At 71.9% G+C, this 17,899-nt stretch carries 17 protein-coding genes and 1 tRNA gene; 12 read left to right on the top strand and 6 right to left on the bottom strand.

The window, feature by feature from the left end:
- The first annotated feature begins 96 nt into the window (after positions 1 to 96).
- The 4 genes from MPTA5024_RS35735 (at position 97) to MPTA5024_RS35720 (ending at position 2,731) form a co-directional block, all read left to right on the top strand.
- Positions 97 to 1,425 (top strand): NAD(P)/FAD-dependent oxidoreductase, encoded by a 1,329-nt coding sequence (locus MPTA5024_RS35735; RefSeq protein ID WP_036332907.1) that lies wholly within the window; start codon positions 97 to 99, stop codon positions 1,423 to 1,425.
- A 95-nt stretch (positions 1,426 to 1,520) separates the two neighbouring features.
- Positions 1,521 to 2,081, top strand: a complete 561-nt coding sequence (locus tag MPTA5024_RS35730; RefSeq protein WP_198167592.1) for an ACT domain-containing protein — start codon at positions 1,521 to 1,523, stop codon at positions 2,079 to 2,081.
- On the top strand, positions 2,081 to 2,608 hold the full coding sequence (locus tag MPTA5024_RS35725; protein ID WP_036332905.1) for a peptide deformylase: 528 nt from the start codon (positions 2,081 to 2,083) through the stop codon (positions 2,606 to 2,608). Before MPTA5024_RS35730 ends, MPTA5024_RS35725 begins: the two co-directional genes overlap by 1 nt.
- 47 nt (positions 2,609 to 2,655) lie before the next feature.
- A tRNA-Leu gene (locus MPTA5024_RS35720) sits at positions 2,656 to 2,731 on the top strand.
- Positions 2,732 to 2,825: 94 nt separating this feature from the next.
- Here MPTA5024_RS35720 and MPTA5024_RS35715 read toward each other — a convergent pair.
- Positions 2,826 to 3,977: a hypothetical protein gene (locus MPTA5024_RS35715; protein WP_157099905.1), complete on the bottom strand. Its 1,152-nt coding sequence runs from the start codon at positions 3,975 to 3,977 to the stop codon at positions 2,826 to 2,828.
- A 187-nt stretch (positions 3,978 to 4,164) separates the two neighbouring features.
- Between MPTA5024_RS35715 and MPTA5024_RS35710 the strand changes: the two genes are divergently transcribed.
- On the top strand, positions 4,165 to 4,920 hold the full coding sequence (locus MPTA5024_RS35710) for a Clp protease N-terminal domain-containing protein (RefSeq protein ID WP_036332449.1): 756 nt from the start codon (positions 4,165 to 4,167) through the stop codon (positions 4,918 to 4,920).
- Positions 4,917 to 5,873, top strand: a complete 957-nt coding sequence (locus MPTA5024_RS35705) for an asparaginase (RefSeq protein WP_036332447.1) — start codon at positions 4,917 to 4,919, stop codon at positions 5,871 to 5,873. Before MPTA5024_RS35710 ends, MPTA5024_RS35705 begins: the two co-directional genes overlap by 4 nt.
- 2 nt (positions 5,874 to 5,875) lie before the next feature.
- Here the strand turns inward: MPTA5024_RS35705 and MPTA5024_RS35700 are convergent, their stop codons facing one another.
- Positions 5,876 to 7,330 (bottom strand): sensor histidine kinase, encoded by a 1,455-nt coding sequence (locus MPTA5024_RS35700; protein ID WP_051459078.1) that lies wholly within the window; start codon positions 7,328 to 7,330, stop codon positions 5,876 to 5,878.
- Between the two features lie 463 nt (positions 7,331 to 7,793).
- On the opposite strand from MPTA5024_RS35700, the gene MPTA5024_RS35695 reads away from it, so the two are divergent.
- From MPTA5024_RS35695 to MPTA5024_RS35685, 3 genes are all read left to right on the top strand, one after another.
- Complete coding sequence (locus MPTA5024_RS35695) at positions 7,794 to 8,579, top strand: Bax inhibitor-1/YccA family protein (protein WP_036332445.1); 786 nt, start codon at positions 7,794 to 7,796, stop codon at positions 8,577 to 8,579.
- Between the two features lie 186 nt (positions 8,580 to 8,765).
- The gene (locus MPTA5024_RS35690) at positions 8,766 to 8,984 is read left to right on the top strand and encodes a DUF4287 domain-containing protein (protein WP_036332443.1); all 219 of its coding nucleotides are present in this window, start codon (positions 8,766 to 8,768) and stop codon (positions 8,982 to 8,984) included.
- Positions 8,985 to 9,068: 84 nt separating this feature from the next.
- Positions 9,069 to 9,479, top strand: a complete 411-nt coding sequence (locus MPTA5024_RS35685; RefSeq protein WP_036332441.1) for a PPOX class F420-dependent oxidoreductase — start codon at positions 9,069 to 9,071, stop codon at positions 9,477 to 9,479.
- Positions 9,480 to 9,533: 54 nt separating this feature from the next.
- Here MPTA5024_RS35685 and MPTA5024_RS35680 read toward each other — a convergent pair whose 3' ends face one another.
- The 3 genes from MPTA5024_RS35680 to MPTA5024_RS35670 all read right to left on the bottom strand — a co-directional run bounded on the left by MPTA5024_RS35680 (position 9,534) and on the right by MPTA5024_RS35670 (position 13,424).
- Positions 9,534 to 10,754: an acetyl-CoA C-acetyltransferase gene (locus tag MPTA5024_RS35680; RefSeq protein ID WP_036332439.1), complete on the bottom strand. Its 1,221-nt coding sequence runs from the start codon at positions 10,752 to 10,754 to the stop codon at positions 9,534 to 9,536.
- Positions 10,755 to 11,043: 289 nt separating this feature from the next.
- Positions 11,044 to 12,402, bottom strand: a complete 1,359-nt coding sequence (locus MPTA5024_RS35675; RefSeq protein ID WP_036332437.1) for an outer membrane protein assembly factor BamB family protein — start codon at positions 12,400 to 12,402, stop codon at positions 11,044 to 11,046.
- 47 nt (positions 12,403 to 12,449) lie between these two features.
- Positions 12,450 to 13,424, bottom strand: coding sequence for an SGNH/GDSL hydrolase family protein (locus tag MPTA5024_RS35670; RefSeq protein ID WP_036332435.1), 975 nt, complete (start codon positions 13,422 to 13,424; stop codon positions 12,450 to 12,452).
- Between the two features lie 119 nt (positions 13,425 to 13,543).
- Here MPTA5024_RS35670 and MPTA5024_RS35665 point away from each other — a divergent pair, with 119 nt between their 5' ends.
- Together MPTA5024_RS35665 and MPTA5024_RS35660 are read left to right on the top strand one after the other, a co-directional pair.
- Positions 13,544 to 14,914: a cystathionine beta-synthase gene (locus tag MPTA5024_RS35665; protein WP_036332901.1), complete on the top strand. Its 1,371-nt coding sequence runs from the start codon at positions 13,544 to 13,546 to the stop codon at positions 14,912 to 14,914.
- Positions 14,915 to 15,044: 130 nt separating this feature from the next.
- Complete coding sequence (locus MPTA5024_RS35660) at positions 15,045 to 16,187, top strand: cystathionine gamma-synthase (protein WP_036332433.1); 1,143 nt, start codon at positions 15,045 to 15,047, stop codon at positions 16,185 to 16,187.
- 18 nt (positions 16,188 to 16,205) lie between these two features.
- Here MPTA5024_RS35660 and MPTA5024_RS35655 read toward each other — a convergent pair whose 3' ends face one another.
- Positions 16,206 to 17,429, bottom strand: coding sequence for an MFS transporter (locus MPTA5024_RS35655; protein ID WP_051459077.1), 1,224 nt, complete (start codon positions 17,427 to 17,429; stop codon positions 16,206 to 16,208).
- 51 nt (positions 17,430 to 17,480) lie between these two features.
- Here MPTA5024_RS35655 and MPTA5024_RS35650 point away from each other — a divergent pair.
- Positions 17,481 to 17,899 (top strand): ABATE domain-containing protein (locus MPTA5024_RS35650; RefSeq protein WP_036332431.1); only part of this gene is annotated, 419 nt, incomplete at its 3' end.

The following is a 17,899-nucleotide window of genomic DNA, read 5'->3' as shown; positions in this document are numbered from 1 at the left end:
TTCCACGAAGTTGCCTCAGATGGCGATTGGCCGGGATGCCATCTCGTGACGTAGGCTTGTGAATGCTTTCACAAGCGTCGAGTGAAGGGCATCGTGGTGAACCGCGAATCGAAGCACATCGTCATCGTCGGCGGTGGATACGTGGGCCTGTACACCGGTCTGCGTCTCCAGCGCACGCTCCGGAGGGAGCTCCGTGACGGGAGCGTGCGGATCACGCTCATCGACCCGCAGTCGTACATGACCTACCAGCCGTTCCTCCCCGAGGCGGCCGCCGGCAACATCTCCCCGCGCCACGTCGTGGCTCCGCTGCGGCGGGTGCTGCCCAAGGTCCGCATCCTCAACGGCAGGGTCGCGAAGGTGCACCACGAGGCCAGGACCCTGACGTTCGAGCCGGCCGTCGGCCACTCGCGCGAGATCGAGTACGACGTCATCGTGATGGCGGCGGGTTCGATCTCCCGGACGCTGCCGATCCCCGGCCTCGAGGACGCCGCCATCGGCTTCAAGACGGTCGGCGAGGCCATCGCGCTGCGCAACCGGGTCCTCGCCCTCCTCGACCGCGCCGAGTCGGCCGACGACGAGGAGATCCGCCGCAGGGCGCTCACCTTCGTCGTGGTCGGCGGCGGCTTCGCCGGCATCGAGGCGCTGGCCGAGCTCGAGGACATGACCGAGGACGCGATCAAGTACTACCCGAGCATCGAGAGCAAGGACCTGCGCTGGGTCCTCATCGAGGCCAGCAACCGCATCCTCCCCGAGGTCGGCCCCGAGATGGGCGAATGGACCGCCGAGCAGCTGCGCGAGCGGGGCATCGAGGTCAAGATGGAGACCTTCCTGCAGTCCTGCGAGGGCGGGCTGGTCATGACCTCCGACGGCGACCGGTTCGAGGCGGCCACGATCGTCTGGACCGCCGGCGTCAAGCCGAGCCCGGTCGTGAACTCGACCGACCTGCCGCTCGACGAGCGCGGCCGGATCAAGACGACGACCCGGCTCACCGTCGCCGGCACCAAGGGCGCGTTCGCCGCCGGCGACATCGCCGGGGTGCCCGACGTGACCAACCCGGGCCAGTACTGCGCGCCCAACGCCCAGCACGCCGTACGGCAGGCCAAGGTGCTGGCCGACAACATCACCGCGTACCTGCGGGGCGAGAAGCTACAGGACTACCGGCACAAGTACGCCGGATCGGTCGCCGGGCTCGGCCTCTACCGCGGCGTCGCGAACGTCTACGGGGTCAAGCTCCGCGGGTTCCCGGCGTGGTTCATGCACAGGACGTATCATCTGTCGCGGGTGCCCACGGTCAACCGCAAGGTCCGGGTGGTGGCCGACTGGACGCTGTCGCTGTTCTTCAAGCGGGAGACGATCTCGCTGGGCGAGATCGAGAACCCGCGCGACGAGTTCCGGGCCGCCGCGGAGAGCGGTCGCAAGCGCTAGTCATGACCGTGCGGCAGGCGTCCCGCTCCGGGGCGTCCGCCGTGCGGGCGCCCGCAGCGCGATGCCGGCTCCCCTTCCGTCGGCGGTGCGGTCCTGTGCGACTGCGACGGAGGGGGACGACATTGGGGCTCTACGCGGTGACGGTGGTCGGCCGGGACCGCCCCGGCGTGGTGGCCGAGGTGACCAGGGCGCTGGCGGACCGGGGCGCCATCGGTGACTCGTCGATGATGCTGCTCAGCGGCTACCTGGCCATGACGCTCGTGATCTCGGCCGGGCTCGCCGCCGACCGTCTGGGGGAGGGGCTGGCGCGCCGCTTCCCCGGCCTCGCCATCGCCGTCGCCGAACTCGTGCGCGCCTCCTCCGCCCCGCCTCGGGCCCCGGAGGAGGCGCCGCCCTCGGCGGAGCGCCTGCCGTACGTCGTCACCCTGCACGGCCCCTCCCGCGGCGACGTCCTGCCCGTGGTGACCGGGCTCCTCGCCGAGGCCGGCTGCGCGATCACGTCGATGACCAGCCGGACGAGCGGAGGTTTGCTGGCCGTCGTGGCCGACGTCGACCTGCCCGGCCACGCCGACGTCGCCTCGCTCATGCGGCGTACGGCGGACGCCCTCGACGACTGGCGGATCGCCTTCCGCCCCTCCGAGCCGGCGGTCCTGTGATGGCGGGCGGCCGTACCGGCCCGCTGGGGGTGGTCACCGCGCCGCACCCCGCGCTGGTGCGCTCCGCCACCCCCGTCGACCCCCTGGACGACGCGGTCACCGCGGTCGCCGCGTGCCTGCTGGCCACCATGCGCGGGCTATCGGGGTGCCACGGTCTCGCCGCGCCGCAGCTCGGACTGGGCTGGCGGCTCATGTGCCTGGACGTTTCCGGGAATCCTTCCAGCAGGTCGTGCGCCGGAGAAGTGGTCATCGCCAACCCCGAGGTCGTGGAGGCGGCCCGTTGGGAGGCGGCACGGGAGGGCTGCCTGTCGGTGCCCGGCCTGGTGGCGGAGGTACCCCGCGCGACCCGGGTCACGGTGCGAGGAGTACGGCCCGGTACGGGGGAGCCGCTCACCGTCCACGCCGACGCCTTCGAAGCCCGCTGCGTCCAGCATCTGATCGACCATCTCGACGGCCTTCTGTTCCTCGACCGCGTCGCAGGCGCCCGTGCCGTTCACCCTGCCAGAAAGGGGGGACAAGCCGCTTAAGACGTAACTTGCTTACACCTGAGTGATCCTTGACATATGATCGCGGCGCCCCCGTAGCCCAATGGCAGAGGCAAGCCCCTTAAAAGGGCTGTGGTGCGGGTTCGAGTCCCGCCGGGGGCACCAGCGCCTCTCAGCGCCAAGAAGCCGGTGACCTGCGTGATCCAGGCCACCGGCTGATCTACTCAGTCCGGCTGTCTGCGAGAGCGTGACTACCGCGTTATTCGGCGTTGCCGAGAACGCGAAGCGCGCCTTCGGCGAGGACGTGGCCCGCTTTGACCGCGCCGGTGACGCCGGCTGCATCCAGCCAGCCGGGGTCAAGGCTGGTTTCCCAGCCGACAATGTCCGCCGCGACAGCCAAGGCCTGATCGTCTCGGACGTGCACGAGCGCGTCGGCCAGCAGCAGGTACGCACCTGGTTGCGTGCCGTCGAACTCCTGCGCCAGAACGGTGATCTGGTCGCCGATCCGCCGCCCGAGGTGGGGATACAGCCCTGCCAAGCAGGCCAGCACGAATCTCACTGCGGGCGGCTCGGCTTCCCAATGAGACAGCAGCTCCGGCAGTTGCGCGCCGACGGCGAGGTGAACGTCCTCAGTCCAAGTCGCAGGTTCGGGCAGGCGGCCCTGAACCACGGCGCGATCGGCATCGCCGAGCAGGCTGTCGGCCCAGCGGCCGGCTGCGATGAGCAGCCACACATGAAGGTCGAGTCGCTGCCCGGCGGGCTTGGCCCCGGAGGCGATCAGGCGCGAGAGGAACGGCATCGTGGGCGCGGTGGCTGAATAGCAGTCTCCCTGATGCAGCAGGTCGTCGCCGAACAGCTCGTCGAGGGTCTGGTCCCAGTCGCCGAATGGGTCCGCCAATGCGCGCAGGAGGTCGGGGACGTCCTCGGCGGAACCGTGGGCGTGTCCCAGGTCGGCCCATGGAATATCGTCCAGCCCGGACAGGTCGACAGGCCCGTCCTGCACGGTGTCGGGAGTAAGAGCCAGCGGTGCCGGCGGTGCCGGAGCGACCACCGCGACGGCAGGAGCCGCAGGGCGTGCGCCCGGGTTGGTGCACACGATCGGCGCGTCGGCGCCGCGGAGGACGTGCAGCATGCCGACGTCGCATCGGCTGCCGCCCTGCGGGTAACCCCCGTGCAGGCGGGCGACCGCGGCGGCGGCGCGGCCAACCGCCTCGATCATGCGGTGGCCCAGGGCGTCGACGGGATACGGTCCCTCATCGAAGGCGGTCACCTTCCAGCCCCCTTGAGGGGACGGCCGAGCCATGACCTGGGCGAACCCATGCGCGGCCAAGGCCTGCGCCAACTGCTGGGCCTGATGGTCATCGGGAACGACGAACTCGTGAGTGCCGCCCATTGCCGACCAACCGGCCACGTCATCGTCTCCTTCGCGTGTGAATCCTTCGGCTCAGAATGCCAGGCGTAGCAGCAACTGCCGTCCACCTTGTACTCAAGAGATCCAAGCCGGAGGCTTCGAACCTGATCAGGCACTCCCAGCGATCCCACCTGTCGGCAGTCATGGGGTTATAGCCGCATAACCCCTCAGGGGTTATAAAGGGCCCATGCCGAAAATCAACGTGTACCTGCCCGACGAGCTGGCCGAGGCCGTGAAGGACGCCGGTCTGCCCGTCTCCGCCATCTGCCAGCGGGCGCTGGAGCAGGCCGTACGCCGGGTCACGGCCATCAGGGAGACGGTGGTGGGGGGTATGGACATCGACCTCTCGTCCGGGCGGCTCGCCCACTTCACCGCGCGGTCCCGGGCGGCCCTGCGCCTGGCCGTCGAACACGCCCGGGCGCGGGACGCCGCAGCCGTGGGCACCGAGCACCTGCTGGCGGGGATCCTGGCCGAGGGCCAGAACCTGGCCCTGCAGGTTCTGCGGGCCATCGACATCGACCCCACGCAGTTGGAGCACGACATGGGCGGCCCCGCGTCCTCCCCCGGGAGCGAGCAGCCGATCCGGTTCGACCGGCACGCCGCGAACGCGCTCGAGCTGGCGGTCACCGAGGCCCAGGCGTTCGGCCACAACTACGTCGGCTGTGAGCACCTGCTGCTCGGCCTGGCCGTCGAGCCGGAGGGGGCGGCCGGGCACCTGCTGCGCTCCCGGGGCGCGGAGCCGAAACTGACCCGCCGGGCGGTCGCGGCCGCGCTCGCCGGCTACGTCCACTTGAAGGCGCAGGGTCAGGCCGAGGCCCAGGATCCGGCCGCGCTGGTGGCGGCTGTCGTCCGCAAGGAGGTCCAGCCGCTCGTGGAGCGCATCGAACGGCTGGAGCTCCAGATGGGGATGGCGCCGGAGGCCGAAGGCGGGTCCACGCCGTGAGGCGTGTGCTGCTGCTGGCGACCGGCGACGTGATGGCGTACCCGAGCGAACCCGGCCGTACGGGGCTCGCGACGGGCGCCGACCTGCTGGCCGCGCTCCCGTGGAGGCCGGACGCGGACGTGGTCGTCGAGGACGTGCCGGCCGAGCCGTCCTGGGACACCTCGCCCTCGACCATGCTCCGGCTGGCCCGCAGCGCCCGCTCGGCCCTCCTCGACGAGGGGTTCGACGGCGTGGTCGTCACGCACGGCCTGGACACCCTTGAGGAGACGGCGTTCCTGGCCGACCTGCTCGCCGGGCCCGCCGCCCACCTGGGCAGTCTCGTGTTCACGGGGGCCCTGCGCCCGCTCGACGGCCCGCGCGCCCTCGCCGACGCCCTCGCCGCGGCCGCGGACCCCGCCCTGCGCGGCGTGGGCGCCGTCGCCTGCCTGGACGGCGTCCTGCACGCGGCCCGCTGGGTGACGCTGGCCGACGCCGCCGGGGACGGGCCGCCGTTCTCCTCGGCGCCCTTCCCCGAGCTGGGCCGGGTGGTGGACGGCCGGGTGACGAGGGCCGCCGCTCCGCCTCCGCGGCCGCCCGACCCCCAGGGCGACCCCGAGTCCCAGGTCGCGCTGATCAAGACGTATCCGGAGATGGAGCCCGGGCTCCTGTCCGCCGTCGTGGACGCCGGGGCCCGCGGGATCGTCCTTGAGGGGACAGGCATGGGCAACGTCCCCGTCGGGCTGCTGTCCACGATCGCGGAGCTGACCGAGTGGGACATCCCGGTGGTCGTGGCGTCCCGGGCGCGGACCGGCCCTGTGGGGCTCGGCGACCTCCCGTACGGACACGGCATGGCGGCGAAGGTCGGCGCGATCGGGGCGCGCGGGCTGGCGCCGGTCAAGGCTCGTGCCGCCCTGATGGCGGCGCTGGGCGGCGGCGGCCGCGAGGCGGTCCGCGACTACTTCGCCCGCCTCTGACCTCAGGCGGTCTTCAGCGGCTGCCTCACGGCCGGCGCCTCGTCCTCCGGCGGGCACCCCTCGAAGGGCATCCGCAGGACGAACCGTGCGCCGCCGGACGGCGACTCCTCGACCTCGAGCGTCCCGCAGTGCGCGTCCGCGATGTCCCGGGCGATGGCCAGGCCCAGGCCGCTGCCGCCCTGGTCGCGGCTGCGGGCGGCGTCGAGACGGGTGAAGCGTTCGAAGATGCGCTCCCGGTCGGCCTCGGGCACGCCCGCGCCGTCGTCGCTGACGGACAGCTCCACCATGGAGTCCATGCGGCGGACGGCGACCTCCACATCGCGCCGGCCGTGCCGCTGCGCGTTGTCCAGCAGGTTGGTCAGCAGCCTGACCAGGTGGCCGCGGTAGGCGTTGACCGTGACGCCGTCCTCCAGGCGCAGCCGCACCGGAAGCCGGTCGCAGCGCCGGCGGGTCTCCTGCCGGACGAGGTCGCCGAGGTCGAGCGGTGTCCAGGACTCGGGCTGCAGCGCCCCCACCCGGGCGAGCAGCAGGAGGTCGCCGATGATCGCCTCCAGCCGGTCGACGTCGGCCAGGGCGTGTTCGAGCAGGTCCCCGAGGTCGGTCTCCTGCGGGTGGAGCTGGGCCTCCTCCAGCTGGGCGCGCAGGCCCGCCAGCGGGGTGCGCAGCTCGTGGGAGGCGTCCGTGGCGAACTGGCGCTGCTGGCGCAGCGCGCGCTCGGTGACGCTCTTGGCCTTCTCGATGCGGCTGAGCGTGCCGTTCACCGTACGGGCGAGCTCGGCGACCTCGTCGTGGCCGGACGGCTCCGGCACGCGCTCACTGAGGTCGTGCACATTGATGGCGGCGAGCTGGGAGCGGATGCCCTCGACCGGGCGGAGCGTACGCCCGGCGATCTTCCAGGTCCCCCAGGCGGTCAGGACCAGCAGCACGGCGACCTCCGCGATGAAGAAGGAATCGAACACACCTATCGGGTTCAGGCCCGAGACGGGCCGCCCGGCGTACACGACGGGGGAGGACGGTGAGGGGGACAGGCGCACTGCCGCGAGGTGGACGCACCCGAGTCCGGGAATCCGGCAGGTGTGGACCTCCTTGATCGGGTCCAGCGCGGACGGCAGGGCGTCGCTCAGGACCGGCAGCCCCCGGGCGGCCGGCGAGGACGCCAGGACCTCGCGGTGGGCCCCGACGACCTGGACGAGGTCGACGCCCGCCACCCGCGGCCGGACGGCGTCGTGGAGCTGACCTGCCCGTACGGCGGCGCCGGTGAGGACCGCCTGCCTCCGGGCGTCCAGCCACAGGGTGCTGGAGAAGGTCTGACGGGCGGTCAGCGCCCCGACCAGGCCGGTCGGCGCCAGGAGGATCGCGGCGAGGAGGGTCACGAGCACCGTGAGCCGTCCCTTGATCGACCGTGGTCCCAGCCGGGCCGGGGTCCTGCGTAGCCGCTCGATGAGCGGGGCTTTCACGTGGCTCAAGGCCGTCCTCCTCGGGAGGCGGGCGATCGTCCAGGCACGTGCGGAGAGTGAGTGACGGCCCTGTCGCTCCCGGGCGCGTGCCGCGCCGCCGATTGACCGCTGTGGATGCGTCTGCGATGGCGGGTTCCCGTGACCCGCCTTCATGCTTTCCAGTGGTGCCGCGCAAGGCCACAGCATCTGAGATGGACGTCTTCTGCCAGGTCAGGGCACATGTCTGCGCGTACAGGCCCTACGCTAGCACTAACTTGAATTTCTCAAGTAAAAGAACCATCCCAGTTTGTGCCGCTTTCGGGGACGGTCGCGGGCACCGCGGCCTGGGGGAACTCGGCGCAGGGCCGGGTCGTTGGACGAGACGGCGAGGTGGCGGGCCCACTTGTGGGAGCGCCGCTCCGCGGGCACCATCCCCACTGAGCCGTGCAAGGGCTGATCGCAAGGTCGCGTCGTGGAGGCAGCGATGGAGAGCAAGAACCCGATATTCAGCCGGCGCGGGCCGGCCGGTCAGCGGGCGTGGACGGGGCCGGAGCCGACGGTGCAGCAGTTGGACGCGATGTACGCCGCCCCGTCGTACGCGCCGCCGACCGCCCGGGCGATGACGATGGACGACGTCGTCGTGCGCGGTTTCCTGACCTTGGGCACGCTCGTGCTGTCGGCCGCCCTGGCGTGGTACTTCAACGTCGGCTGGGGGCTCGCCGCTCCGGCGATGCTGGTGGGCCTGGTCCTCGGGCTGATCGTCTCGTTCCGGCAGAGCACCAACCCGGCGCTCATCCTCGGATACTCGATCTGCTACGGCGTGGCCATCGGCGTGCTGAGCCACATGTACGAGAACTTCTACAGCGGGATCGTCCTGCAGGCCGTCCTCGGCACGATGGTCGCCTTCGGCGGCACGCTGGCCGTCTACGCGCTCAAGGTCTTCCGGCCCACGCCGAAGTTCGCCAAGTTCGTGGTCGCCGCCGGGTTCGCCGCCGTGGGCCTGATGCTGATCAACTGGATCGCGAGCATCTTCGTGGGCGGCGGCCTCGGCCTGCGGACCGACAGCCCCGTCGGCTGGATCTTCAGCGCCGCCATGATCCTGCTCGCCTGCTTCTTCCTGCTCCTCGACTTCGACGAGATCGAGCGCGGGGTGCGGAGCGGCGTGCCGGAGCGGTACTCCTGGCTGATGGCCTTCGGCCTGACGCTCAGCCTCGTCTGGCTCTACCTGGAGATCCTGCGGTTCATCAGCTACTTCACGAACAACGATTGACCGGTGCCTGCTGAGGGAGCGCTCTTCGTCCTGAAGGGCGCTCTTTTCGGCGTATAGCAGGACGGGACCGCGCACGGCGTAACCTTCGATCAACATCTCGTAACGAATCGATGTCCGCCAGGGGCTTGTCAAGCGCCGACCGGTGATGCACTGTGACACAAAGCAGCCTTTTCCGTGGAGGTGCCCATGTCGTTGAACCACTCACCGGAGACCCAGAACAAGCTGATCGCCCGCGTCCCGTCCATAACCGGGCGCGACCTCCCCGAGTGGTTCGAAGCCATCGACAACGGCCCGTCGTTCCTGCGCTGTGATGAGCGGGCCAACTGGCTCGCCGACGAGCACGGGCTGAGCCACGGCTACGCCGCCGCCATCGTTCTCGAGCACGAGCGGCGCCGCCGCTGGTAGAACGACGGGACGGACGCCGTCCACACGTACGGCCGCGCCCGCACCGGATCGGTGCGGGCGCCTTCTTGTCTGCATGATGGTCACATGGATCTCGACAAGGCGCGTGCGTTCGTCAAGGACAACCACCGCGCGATCATGCTGACCTGGCACCCCGACGGGCGGCCGCAGACCTCTCCGGTGACCGTCGGCCTCGACGCCGAGGGCCACCTGGTGGTGAGCAGCCGCGAAACCGCCGTGAAGACCCGCAACCTCCGTGAGAACCCGCAGGTCGTCCTCACCGTGACGACCGACGCCTTCTTCGGCCCGTGGATCCAGGTCGAGGGGACCGCTCACATCGTCTCGCTCCCCGACGCCATGGAGCACCTGGTCCAGTACTACCGCGACATCAGCGGCGAGCACCCGGACTGGGACGACTACCGGGCCGCCATGGAGAAGGACAAGCGGGTGATCATCCGCATCGAGCCGACCCGGGCCGGCCCCGACCACCACGGCTGACGCGGCGACGACCGCGGGCGGCGAGGGTCCTCACCGCCCGCGGCCGGGCTCGGGTCAGGACAGCCGCTCCAGGACCATCGCCATGCCCTGGCCGCCGCCCACGCACATGGTCTCCAGCCCGATCGACTTGTCGTGGAAGCGCAGGCCGTTGATCAGCGTGGAGGTGATCCGGGCGCCGGTCATGCCGAACGGGTGCCCGACCGCGATCGCCCCGCCGTTCACGTTGAGACGGTCGAGGTCGATGCCGAGCTCCTGGTACGACGGGATCACCTGGGCGGCGAACGCCTCGTTGATCTCCACGAGGTCCACGTCGCCGATCGCCATGCCGGCCCGGGACAGCGCCTGGCGGGACGCTTCGACGGGCCCGAGCCCCATGATCTCCGGTGACAGGCCCGTCACGCCGGTCGAGACGATCCTGGCCAGCGGGGTGATCCCCAGCTCGGCCGCCTTGGTGTCGCTCATCACCACGACCGCGGCCGCGCCGTCGTTCAGCGGGCAGCAGTTGCCCGCCGTGACCGTGCCGTCGGGGCGGAAGACCGGCTTGAGCTGCGACACGGCCTCGTACGTCGTCCCCGCGCGGGGCCCGTCGTCCTTGGCGACCACCGAGCCGTCGGGCAGCGTCACCGGGGTGATGTCGCTCTCCCAGAAGCCGTTCGCGATGGCCTTCTCCGCGAGGTTCTGCGACCGCACGCCGAACTCGTCCTGCTCACGGCGGGACACGCCCCTGAGCCCGGCCACGTTCTCAGCCGTCTGGCCCATCGCGATGTAGACGTCGGGCAGCGCGCCGTCCTCGCGCGGGTCGTGCCAGGCCGCCGCCCCGCCCCCGGCCGCCCTGTCGGTGCGCGCCTTGGCGTCGAGGAACAGCGGGTTGGTCGTGTCGGGGAGGGAGTCGGAGTTGCCCTTCACGAAGCGGGAGACCGCCTCCACGCCGGCCGAGATGAACACGTCGCCCTCGCCCGCCTTGATCGCGTGGAAGGCCATCCGGGTGGTCTGGAGCGACGACGAGCAGTACCGCGTGACGGTCGTCCCCGGCACGCCGTCGAGCCCGAGCAGCACGGACACCACGCGGGCCATGTTGAAGCCCTGCTCGCCCCCGGGCAGGCCGCAGCCGAGCATCAGGTCGTCCACGTCGTTCGGGTCGAGTTGAGGGACCTTCGCCAGCGCGGCCCGGATCATCTGAACGGTGAGGTCGTCCGGACGGATCCCGGTGAGCGACCCCTTGAACGCGCGGCCGATGGGCGACCGCGCGGTCGCCACGATGACTGCCTCGGGCATGTGCGTCTCCTGCCTGCTCGTGCCACCCCGCTCAGGGTTTCGGGCGGCCCTCCTCCCGGAGGTTACCCTTCGGTACGCCGCCCGCCACGCCTGGGGGCCGCCGGAACAGAACTTTGTACCACTGCACAGTGTTTCCCGCTCACCATCGGGGCGCTCGCGATCCGCCGTCTTCCTTCGTCGCTCGGGGTCGCTCGTTCCTCGCTTCCCGCTCGCTTCTCAGTCCAGACGACGGCGCGCCCCTCCGGATCGCTCGAGTGTTTCCCGCTCACCGTCGGGGCGGACGGGAGAATCAGCCGTACATGCCGGGGGTGGTGGCGGTGCCGTCGTTGAGGGCGTGCAGGGCGCCGCGCTCGTCGCGCCAGATGCGCCAGCCGTTCTGGCTGCCCGTGAACCACGAGGGAGGCGGCGTGGACGAGGTGACCCGCCTGCCCGTGGCCAGGTCGAACTCGCACAGGGCGGCGATCGAGTAGAAGCCCGGGGTCATGCCGCGCAGCGCCAGCGGCTTGGGGTCGGTGACGCAGAAGGACCACCCGCTGGCGCCCTTGACCGGGGTGGGCTCGCCGGTGCTCAGGTCGAAGACCGTGCCGGGGGCGTCGCGCTTGAGGAAGCCGAGCTTGTCCATCCCGGGAGGAAACGCCAGCCACCAGCCCGTGCCGGGCACCTGCGTCGGGGTGATCTGCCCGAGGACCCGCCCGGTCTCGGCGTCGAGCCGGGCGAAGCCGCCGTACTGGCCCTGCTCGTCGACCGGCCGTACGACGGGGGCGAAGGCCGGGTTGCCGCTGGGGTAGACACGCACGACCGAGGGCCGCATCCAGTCCACCGCACCGTCGGACAGCCGGGCCGAGAACAGGCCGAACGTCGAGGTCTGCTTGGTCTGGGGGTTGGTGTAGGGGGCGACGTACCCGACGAGCTTGTCCCCGGTCGCCCCGAACGCCCAGCCGCCCGACATGTCGACGCCCTCGCCGAGCGCCTGCTCGATGGGAAGCTGCCAGACGACCTTGCCGGTCTTCACGTCGTGGGACTCCAGCACGGGGTGGGAGGCGAGCCGCAGCAGCACGACCCGCGCCTGGTCGGACCACTCGACCTCGGCGATGCCCTGCAGCCGCCACTGGACCTTGCCGTCCTTCGGCCCGAGGACGACGACCCGGGCGCTGGACAGGGCGGTGTTCTCCGACAGGCAGACGTACGGCCCGCAGCGCTGCGGGCCGAACGTCGAGTGGACCGGCCGGGTCCAGATCTGCCGGCCGGTGCGCGCGTCCCGCGCGACCAGCGTGACCTTGTCCTTGCCCTGCGGGGTGGGGTCGAGCGCGACCACCACGGCCTGGCCGCCGCCGGTCTCGACGGTGGCCGGCGCCTGCACACCCATGCCGGGCAGCCGTCCCGCCATGGTCGCGGCATGGGTCCACAGGGTGCGCCCGGAGGCGAGGTCGAGGGCGACGGTCTCCAGCGTGCCGTCGGCCTTCATCGAGGTGGCCGCCGCGACGCCCGCTCCGACGGTGGCGCGGCTGACGGCGTTCACGTGCGTGTTCTGCCAGGACGGGACGTCCTTGGCGGCGTCGTCGCCACCGGAGCAGCCTGCCAGCGCGCCGGCCGACAGGAAGGCGGTCGCGGCGAACGTCAGGGCGGGTTTCGCGTGAGGCCGGAACATTTCACTCCTACAGGGGGTGATGGCCCGGCCGCGTAAGGTGACCGACTCTAGGCGCTCGGAAGCGGCCCGGGTCTCCGGCGGAGCAGCGCCGCCCATCGTCCATGAGGGCCGACCGCCCGGCCGGCGACGCGGGTCGCGGTGACCTCGGTGCCGGGTTCCTCTACGGCCATGGCCGCCAAAAGGTATTGCGATCCTTCGACGCGCACGGGTTCGGGTTCTGGCCACAACCCCAACGCGGCGCATACAGACGGTAGCACTGCGTACGCGGCTTGTAGGTAACCTCGTGCAGATGGATGAAAACGATCGGGTCCGAACATCTCGGCCGGGTTGGCGTCGAACTCGGGGCCCAGGAGGTCGGCGAACGCCACCGTCCGGCCGCCGGCCTCGACCACCGCGACGGTCTGGGCGGCGGCGAGCTGGCGCGACCACCGCCGGGTGACCCACCGCAGCGGCTGGGCGATCGGGCGGACCGTGCCGAGGTCGGGGCAGGTGCCGACGACCACCTCGGCCCCGGCGTCGCGCAGCCGGCGGACCGCCTTCTGGAGGTGGTGGACGGCGCGGGCGGGCGGGGTGGCCGTGGTGACGTCGTTGGCGCCCACGAAGATCACCGCGATCTCCGGCCGCTCCTCCAGCACCCGGTCGACCTGGTCTCCCAGGTGGACGGACTCCGCGCCGGACCGGCCCACGACGGTCAGCCGTACGGGCCGATCGGCGACCGCGGCCAGGCCGAGCGCGATGACGACGGCCGGGGTGTCCTGCGGGCGGGTCATGCCCAGGCCGACGGAGGTGGAGTCGCCGAGCACGACCATGCGGAGGGGCTCGCCAGGGTAGGCGCCGTACACGCCGTCGGACGGGGGGCCGTCGAGTCCGTGGGGCTGGCCGACGATCCTGCGGGCCAGCATCGCCTCCGCCATCAGCAGGCCGTACGTCACCGCGCCGAGCGCGGTCAGCCCGCCGCCCCCCAGAGCGGCGGCGGTGGCGATGCGACGGGCGGCGCGCGCCGCGCCGGTCGTCCAGAACACCCACCCTCCTCGCGTCACGGTACGGTTTGAGAGAAGAAACTAGCCGAGTCCCGGCCACCCCCTCGGGACCGGGCTGTGAGCAGGCTGACAAGCTTCGGCAAACCAAGGTGGTCTTCGCGGTGCGCGTACACGACTCGCTGATCGAGCTGATGGGCAACACCCCGCTCGTGCGGCTGCGCAAGGTGGCGGCGGGCGCGCCCGCCCAGGTGCTGGCCAAGGTGGAGTACTTCAACCCCGGCGGATCGGTGAAGGACCGGATCGCGGTGCGGATGGTCGAGGCCGCGGAGCGGAGCGGAGCGCTCAAGCCCGGCGGGACGATCGTGGAGCCGACGTCCGGCAACACCGGCGTGGGGCTGGCGATCGTCGCCCAGGAGAAGGGCTACCGCTGCCTGTTCGTCTGCCCGGACAAGGTCGCCCAGGACAAGATCTCGGTCCTGCGGGCGTACGGCGCCGAGGTGGTGGTCTGCCCGACCGCCGTGTCCCCCGACCACCCGGACTCGTACTACTCGGTCTCCGACCGGCTGGCCCGCGAGACCCCGAACGCCTGGAAGCCCGACCAGTACTCCAACCCGGAGAACCCGAACAGCCACTACCACTCGACCGGCCCGGAGATCTGGGAGCAGACCGAGGGCCGGGTCACCCACTTCGTGGCCGGCATCGGCACCGGCGGCACGATCAGCGGCACCGGGCGGTACCTCAAGGAGATCTCCGGCGGCCGCGTGAAGATCATCGGCGCCGACCCCGAGGGGTCGGTCTACTCGGGCGGCACCGGCCGTCCGTACCTGGTCGAGGGCGTGGGCGAGGACATCTGGCCGGTCACGTACGACACCGAAATCTGCGACGAGATCATCGCGGTGTCCGACAAGGACTCGTTCGGCATGACCCGCCGCCTGGCCCGCGAGGAGGCGCTGCTCGTCGGCGGCTCGTGCGGCCTGGCCGTCGTCGCGGCGGTCAGGGCGGCCCAGGCCGCCGGGCCGGACGACGTCGTGGTGGTGCTGCTGCCCGACGGCGGCCGCGGCTACCTGTCGAAGATCTTCAACGACGAGTGGATGGCCGACTACGGCTTCCTGACCACCTCCAGCGAGGAGGGCCTGGTCGGGGACGTGCTGCGGCGCAAGACGTCCGGACTGCCGGAGTTCGTCCACGTGCACCCGCACGAGTCGGTCGGCACCGCCATCTCCATCATGCGGGAGTACAACGTCTCGCAGCTTCCCGTGATGAAGGAGGAGCCGCCGGTCATGGCGGCCGAGGTCGTCGGCTCGATCGTCGAGCGCGACCTGCTGGAGGGTCTTTACCATGGCCGGGTCCGCTCCGACGACCAGATCGGCGGCCACATGTCCGCCCTCCTGCCCATGATCGGCTCGGGCGAGCCGGTGGCCCGCGCCGTCGAGGCGCTGGAGAAGGCCGACGCCGCCGTGGTCCTCGACGACGGCAAGCCGGTCGGCATGGTCACCCGCCAGGACCTCCTCGCGTTCCTGGCGAACCATTAGGGCAATCAGGGCTCTTTGGACATGTCCTGAAAAATCAGGTGATCTTGGGTCGGACGATCTACAACAAATAGGACGCTAGGGGTGCTCGGGCCGCCAGGAGCAGGGGGGACGGGCGACTACGCTCGACCCCATGAACCATGGCTTCGAGACCCTGGCCGTCCACGCCGGCCAGGAGGCAGATCCGCATACGGGCGCGGTCGTGCCCCCCATCTACGCCGTGTCCACGTACAAGCAGGACGGCGTGGGCGGGTTGCGCGCGGGATATGAGTACAGCCGGTCCGCCAACCCCACCAGGACCGCGCTCGAGGAGGCCGTCGCGGCCGTCGAGGGCGGCGCGCGGGGCCTGGCGTTCGCGTCGGGCCTGGCCGCCGAGGACACCCTGCTGCGCGCGGTGTGCCGGCCCGGCGACCACGTGCTGATCCCGGACGACGCGTACGGCGGCACCTACCGGCTGTTCTCCCGCGTCCTGGAGCCGTGGGGCGTGTCGTTCGACCCGGTGCCGCTGGGCGACCTGTCCGCCGTGCGGGCCGCGGTGCGGTCCGGCAGCACCCGGGTGATCTGGGTCGAGACGCCAACCAACCCCCTGCTCAACGTCGCCGACATCGCGGGTCTCGCCCAGATCGCCCACGACGCCGGGGCCCTGCTGGTCGTGGACAACACCTTCGCCTCGCCGTACCTGCAGCAGCCGCTCGCGCTCGGCGCCGACGTGGTGGTCCACTCGACCACCAAGTACGTCGGCGGCCACTCGGACGTGGTCGGGGGCGCCCTCGTGGCCCGCTCCGCCGACCTGGGGGAGCGTCTCGCCTACCACCAGAACGCGATCGGGGCCGTCGCCGGGCCGTTCGACGCCTGGCTCACGCTGCGCGGGCTGAAGACGCTGGGCGTCCGCATGGAGCGGCACTGCGACAACGCCGAGCGGGTCGTCGACCTGCTGCTGTCGCACAAGCGGGTGACGCAGGTGCTCTACCCCGGGCTTCCCGACCACCCCGGCCACGAGGTGGCGGCCAAGCAGATGCGGCGCTTCGGCGGCATGGTGTCCTTCCGGGTCGCCGGCGGCGAGGAGGCCGCGGTCGAGGTCTGCAACCGCGCCCGGCTGTTCACGCTGGGCGAGTCGCTGGGCGGCGTCGAGTCGCTGATCGAGCACCCGGGCCGCATGACGCACGCCTCTGCCGCCGGGTCCCCGCTGGAGGTCCCCGCCGACCTCGTCCGGCTGTCGGTCGGCATCGAGACGATCGACGACCTGCTGACCGATCTGTCCGAGGCCCTGGGCTGACACCCCCGGCGCACCCGGTCAGCGGCAGGGGCCGGCGACCGGGGCCTCCGCCGCGGCCGCCGGCTCGGGCGCGGCCCGGCGGCCGGCCGGGGCCAGCCACCGCTCGCTGAGCAGCACGACGAGCGCCGCGGCGGTCAGCACCGCCCCCGTCGCGGCAAGGTCCCGGGCCCCGGCGCCGTCGAGGACGGCGCCGCCGAGGAGCGAACCGGTCGCGATGCCGACGTTGAACCCCGAACTGATCCCGGCCGAGGCGAGGTCGGTGCTGCCCGGCGCCACGTGCAGCGTGCGGTTCTGCATCGAGGTCACCATGGCGCTGAAGCCGATCGACATGACGCACAGCCCCACGACCGCGGCCGGCTTCACCCCGCCCAGGGCGTACAGCGCGGCCAGCGCGCAGGTCACCATGCCCAGCGGGACGAGCAGCGTCCCCCGGGGGTGCCGGTCGAGGAAGGGCCCGACGGCCAGGGTGCCGGTCACGCCGGAGATCCCCCCGGCGAGCAGCAGCGGGCTCAGCGCCGCCGGGGCGAACCCGCCGACCTCCAGCAGGAACGGCGTGATGTACGTGTAGGCGGTCAGGAAACCGGTCACCGCGATCAGGGTGGCCACGACGAGGATCGCGTACCGGCGGCCGTCGGGCTCGGTGCCCCGGCCGGCCTCGTGGCTCCTCACGCGGTCCGCCGGCAGCAGCAGGGCGACCGTGAGGCAGACGGCGAGCCCCACGGCGGCCATGACGGCGAACGAGGTCCGCCAGCCGGCCTGCTGGCCCAGCCACGTGCCGGCGGGGACGCCGATGACGGGCGCGAGCGAGTTGCCGATCGCCAGGCGGGCCACCACCCGTCCCCGCAGGGCCGGGGGGAACAGGTCGGTCGCCGTGGTCGCGACGACCGACCAGAAGAGGGCCTGGGTGAGCGCGATCAGCATCCGCCCGCCGAGCAGGACGGGGTAGCTCGGCGCGACGGCGCTGAGCAGCGCTCCCGCGGCGAAGACCGCGAGCGTCACCGTGAGCAGCCTGCGGCGCGGCACCCGCCGGGTCAGCCGGGTGAGCGGGAGCGACGCCAGCACCACCACCACGGCGTACCCGGTGACCAGCAGGCCCGTCTCGGACGGCGACCTGTCCAGGTCGGCCGCCATCACCGTGAGCAGCCCGACGGGCAGGAGCTCGGCCGTGACGTACGCGAAGGCCGCCGTGGCGAGGGCGACCAGGGCCCACATCGCCCGGCGATCCGATCCGAGGCGGTCCATTACAGCTCCCTTGCTACCAGTAAAAGTCTCTTAGGTGGTAGCATGACAAACATGGATGAGACGCACAACTCCGATTTGCGGATCGTCGGCGGTCATCTCGTGCTCGACCTGGTGAACACGGTGGCCCCGCGGACGCCGGACGGGTCCGGCCACCACGAGTACCTGCCGGGGCCGGAGGGCCTGCTGGCCTGGGCGCGGCGGGTGGACGTGCTCGACGAGCGGGAGGCGGAGGAGGTGGCCGCCGCCTGGCGGGCCGCGCCCGGCTCGGCCGCCCAGGCGTGGCGGGCCGCCCTGGAGATCCGGGAGGCCGTCTACGCCGTGCTGTCGGCCCGCCTGCCGCCCGCGGCGGGCAGCGCGCCGGCCGAGGGAGCCGGGACGGTGTCAGTGGCTGGGGAGGCCCAGGCCGGTGTGACCGAGGCGTCGCCGGGGGCGGGGCGGGCGCCGGACCCGGGGCCGGCGCTGGAGCGTCT

Source organism: Microbispora sp. ATCC PTA-5024 (assembly GCF_000511135.2).
Taxonomy (GTDB): domain Bacteria; phylum Actinomycetota; class Actinomycetes; order Streptosporangiales; family Streptosporangiaceae; genus Microbispora; species Microbispora corallina.
The sequence above is the reverse complement of the archived record's forward strand: the minus strand, read 5'-3'. Positions and strand labels throughout refer to the sequence as shown.